Here is a 4,211-nt window from a genome sequence, read left to right as displayed (position 1 = left end):
TCATCGTGCTCGGGCGATTTGTCGCGTCAAGTCAAGATTTCCTTCGGAAATCTGCCGCGGAGCGGCGCAAAGCGGACTTGACGCGACCAATCGCCCACCAACAATCGAAGTTGGCCTTTGGGGCAGGCAGGGCCTGCGCATGAGCCTTCCAGAACAAAAAACTACAAACAGACAATCCCGGACGGCGCAGCCGAGCCGGGACCTCCTGCCGCAAAATCCCACAAGGTCCCCGCTCTCCACGTCGTTCCGGCGGGGATGACATCGTGGAGGGCTTCACAAACTCTTATAATATAAAATCTTTGTGGGCTCGCCTGCGGTCGCATCGAGGCCAGAGATCAGATAGCCAGCCTTGAGATTGAGGATGGCCATAGCCCGGTTAGGTTGGCGGGTAGCGGTCTCAAGCCCGCGAAAGCCAGCCTCCTTCGCCCACGCATGCTGCGCCGCCATCAAAGCCGCCGCAATGCCTTGACCGCGCGCTTCTTCGCCAACCCCGCCGATCCAGGAGTTGAACACCCCACGATTACGCTCATAACCCAGTTTGAGGCCAAGAAGTTGGCCCCGCCCGTCCAAGGCCACATGGGCATTGAGGCTGCGTCTGCCTGAAAGTTTTTCGGCAAAATTCGACCAGTCATCGGGCAAAACTTTGTCAAGGAAGGCGGCGAAGATGTCCGCTTGGCTGATGCAGCGCGGGCCATCCCAATGTTCAATCTGATAGTCTGGCATCAATTCTATTCCCCACCTCGACATGGCCCGACGAGCACGTTAGACCAGCCCCCTAAAATCACAATGAGGGAGCCTTTAGCATGACCAAGACCACCACATTCGCCACACTTGCAGAGCTGGCCGGCCAAGAAATTGGCGCGTCCGATTGGCTGTTGATCGATCAAGACCGCGTCAATCTGTTTGCCGACGCAACCGGCGACCACCAATGGATCCATGTTGATGTGCCCCGCGCCACCAAGGAAATGGGCGGCCCGATTGCGCATGGCTTTTTGACCCTGTCCTTGATTCCATTTTTGGGCAAGGACATCTTGAAGGTCGAAGGCGTCAGCCGCGGCATCAATTATGGCCTCAACAAAGTGCGCTTCACCAATATGGTCCGCGTCGGCTCGAAAGTTCGCGCGGTGCAAAAACTATTGAGCGTCGAGCCCAAGTCTGGCGGCCTGATGCTGACCAGCGAAGTGACCATCGAAATTGAGGGCGAGGCCCGCCCTGCCTGCGTGGCCGAAACCGTCAGCATGTTGTTTGCTTAATCACCAAAGGAACAAAGATGTCTCGCATTGAAGCCCGCCTGCAGGAACTCGGCATCATTTTGCCAAACCCGCCTGCGCCGGTCGCCAGCTATGTACCCTTCACACGTGTGGGTGGCTTGGTCCATATTTCGGGCCAAGTCTCTCGTGCGGCCGATGGTGACCATTTGGGGCGGCTGGGTGGCAATCTCACCCTTGAGCAAGGCCAAGCCGCGGCCCGAGTCTGTGGCCTTAATCTCTTGGCCCAATTGAAGGCCGCTTGCGGTGGGGATTTGGATCGACTGGTGCAAGTCGTAAAGCTCAATGGCTTTGTGAATGTCACGCCCGAATTTGACCCCATCCCGCAAGTGATGAACGGCTGTTCGGATCTGATGGTCGAAGTCTTGGGCGATGCTGGCAAACATGCCCGCTCTGCCGTGGGCGTTGCGAACCTGCCAATGGGCTTTGCGGTAGAAGTCGACGGCGTATTTGAAATCGCGTGAGCTTGAGCCTGATTTGGCCAGCAGCTTGCCTCAGTGATGGGGTGCCCTGCTGGCCAAAAGTTCCGCCCGTACCCGCAAGGATTTTCGGGCATAAGAAATCTCAATCAAAAACGAGATCAGCCCACCAATGAGCGAAGCCATGGTGGCGATGAATAAGAGTGCCACGACGCGGGATAGATCAATCTCAATCAGCTCTACCGAAAACAGAGCTACGATGAGCAAACACACCAAGAGGATCGCGATCGTCGACAAGGTGATGGCATTATGAATCCAGTTCATGCGCTGATCGAGAACCCGCAGCTCTGCCAAATGCCGATGGGTATGCACGCCTGAGCCAACGGGGGAATCTAAATCTTGCTCAATCACCCGGCCACGATCGACCACACGGGCCAGACGCGAGGTCAGGACATTCAGCAAAGTCCCAATCCCTGCGATCAAGAAGACGGGTGCAATGGACAGTTGGATGATCTGAACTATGTCGTGAGAGGAAGCGATCGGCATAGGACCAGTCTAGGACCCAAATGGAGAAAGGTCGATCCTTATCCCGCGCCGCGCGCAGCAGACGGCCTTAACAGCAGGCCGAACCTCGATAAGCTAAGGCCAAGATGACAGAAGCAGCTGAGCCCTCCCCCCACGAGCCTGAGTTTACGATCAAGATCGTCAATCATATCGCAGATGTGCCGCGGGAAACTTGGGATGGGCTGGCCAATCCAGCAGGCGTGGCGTTTGACCCGTTTTTGAGTTGGGATTTCTTGCAAGCGCTGGAAGAAAGCGGGTGTGCGACAAGCTTTACCGGCTGGGGTGGGCGTCATCTTCTATGTCTGGATGGCGAGCAGACTGTGGTTGGTCTCGTGCCCTTATGGCTGAAGTCCCATTCTCAGGGCGAATATATTTTCGACCATAATTTCGCCGATGCGTGGCAGCGTGCTGGCGGGCGTTGGTATCCGAAACTGACGAGTGCGGTGCCTTTCACCCCCGTTCCCGGTCGCAGGCTTTTGGTGAAGCCGGATGACGATGCTGGCCTGATCCGGGTGGCCCTGATCTCGGCGCTGGAACAAATTGGCGCCCAAAGCGGGCTTGCAACCGTACAGGTCAATTTCGCCAAGGATGAGGATTTGGCCGCATTGGACTCCTGCAAGTGGCTGTTGCGCGAGGATCGGCAATTTCACTTTTTCAATCAAGGCTATCAAAGCTTTGATGATTTTCTGGCCGAGCTTTCTTCCGATAAGCGCAAGAATTTGCGGAAAGAACGGGCGAAAGCCCAAGAAGGCTTAGAGATTCTGCGTCTGACGGGCCCAGATATCCAAGAAGAGCATTGGGATCATTTCTTTGAATGCTATCAGGATACCGGGGCCCGCAAATGGGGCACACCCTATCTGAACCGCCGCTTCTTCTCGCTTTTGGGCGAGCGGATGGCCGACCGGCTCGTGCTGATTGTTGCTAAAGAGGGTGGCCGCTTCATCGCCTCGGCGCTCAACTTTTTAGGTTCTGACACGATTTTTGGCCGCTGGTGGGGACGGCTTGAAGACCGGCCCTTCCTACATTTTGAGCTCTGCTATTATCAGGCGATTGATGAAGCCATTGCGCGCGGCCTTGCCCGCGTTGAAGCCGGCGCACAAGGTGGCCATAAGCTCGCGCGCGGCTATGTGCCGGTCTCAACCTGGCAAGCCAGCTGGATTGCCGACCGGGGTCTGCGGGCGGCCATTGCCGATTATCTAGAGCGGGAGCGTGCCGCCATTGCCGATGATACCCATTGGCTCAAAGAGCGAACCCCGTTCCGACACGTCGTTCAACAGGTGGACAGGTCCTAGGCCATGCTTTCGTTTTGCTTCCAAAACTATCGACGCATGTTAGCTTTACTCACGTCACATAAGACAAACAAAGATCGTGAGCAAAAATGGGAGAGTATCACCAAGATTTCGAAGCAGCACTGGCTGGCGATGAGCTAGCTCGGCAGACGTTTAGCTGGCTTGCCCCCAGCCATCGTCATGATTTTGTTGTTTGGATTGAAGCCGCCGTGGCAGAGCGCGATCGGTTGACGCGCATCCAAGCAGCCATGGATATATTGGCGGGGCGAGAGGCCGTACGCCGCAATTAAGTGCGGATTGCGATCCGGTTTGGCCTTAGCCGATTTCGATTTTGATTGGAATCACGCGAGGGTTCTGGGGAAAGGCCAATCCCATGCACCTATCCAGCCCCTATGATCCCCAAAACATCTTTGCGAAGATTTTGCGCGGCGACATGCCGTGTTTCAAAGTCTATGAGGATGAGGTGTGTCTGGCCTTTCTCGACATTTTCCCACAAGGCCCCGGCCACACATTGGTGGTGCCCAAAGTCGCGGCCACCAATCTTCTCAACATGCCCGCAGACGCGCTGGGGCCCTATATGGTGAGCGTCCAGAAAGTCGCCAAAGCGGTGCAAAAGGCCTTTCAAGCCGATGGCCTGACGGTGTTTCAATTCAATGGCGCAGCGGGCGGGC

General features: G+C 56.2%; 7 protein-coding genes. 5 read left to right on the top strand and 2 right to left on the bottom strand.

From position 1 onward, the window contains the following. Positions 1-273: 273 nt before the first annotated feature. A complete protein-coding gene (locus IOB61_RS11225) occupies positions 274-723 on the bottom strand; it encodes a GNAT family N-acetyltransferase (RefSeq protein ID WP_290816542.1) in 450 nt (149 codons plus the stop codon). An 80-nt stretch (positions 724-803) separates the two neighbouring features. On the opposite strand from IOB61_RS11225, the gene IOB61_RS11220 reads away from it, so the two are divergent. Together IOB61_RS11220 and IOB61_RS11215 are read left to right on the top strand one after the other, a co-directional pair. Continuing rightward, a complete protein-coding gene (locus tag IOB61_RS11220) occupies positions 804-1,253 on the top strand; it encodes a MaoC family dehydratase (RefSeq protein WP_290816539.1) in 450 nt (149 codons plus the stop codon). A gap of 17 nt (positions 1,254-1,270) precedes the next feature. Further along, positions 1,271-1,732, top strand: a complete 462-nt coding sequence (locus tag IOB61_RS11215) for a RidA family protein (protein ID WP_290816536.1) — start codon at positions 1,271-1,273, stop codon at positions 1,730-1,732. A 30-nt stretch (positions 1,733-1,762) separates the two neighbouring features. On the opposite strand, the gene IOB61_RS11210 is transcribed toward IOB61_RS11215, so the two are convergent. Then, the gene (locus tag IOB61_RS11210) at positions 1,763-2,233 is read right to left on the bottom strand and encodes a DUF2721 domain-containing protein (RefSeq protein ID WP_290816533.1); all 471 of its coding nucleotides are present in this window, start codon (positions 2,231-2,233) and stop codon (positions 1,763-1,765) included. Positions 2,234-2,337: 104 nt separating this feature from the next. Between IOB61_RS11210 and IOB61_RS11205 the strand changes: the two genes are divergently transcribed. The 3 genes from IOB61_RS11205 to IOB61_RS11195 all read left to right on the top strand — a co-directional run. Next, positions 2,338-3,543, top strand: a complete 1,206-nt coding sequence (locus IOB61_RS11205; protein WP_290816530.1) for a GNAT family N-acetyltransferase — start codon at positions 2,338-2,340, stop codon at positions 3,541-3,543. A gap of 86 nt (positions 3,544-3,629) precedes the next feature. Further along, positions 3,630-3,830, top strand: a complete 201-nt coding sequence (locus IOB61_RS11200) for a YdeI/OmpD-associated family protein (RefSeq protein ID WP_290816506.1) — start codon at positions 3,630-3,632, stop codon at positions 3,828-3,830. A gap of 83 nt (positions 3,831-3,913) precedes the next feature. Continuing rightward, positions 3,914-4,211, top strand: a 298-nt coding sequence (locus IOB61_RS11195; protein ID WP_290816503.1) for an HIT family protein, incomplete at its 3' end; no start/stop codon positions are given.

The sequence above is a fragment of the Aquidulcibacter sp. genome, assembly GCF_020253525.1.
GTDB lineage: Bacteria > Pseudomonadota > Alphaproteobacteria > Caulobacterales > Aquidulcibacteraceae > Aquidulcibacter.
This window is presented reverse-complemented; position numbering and strand designations above follow the sequence as displayed.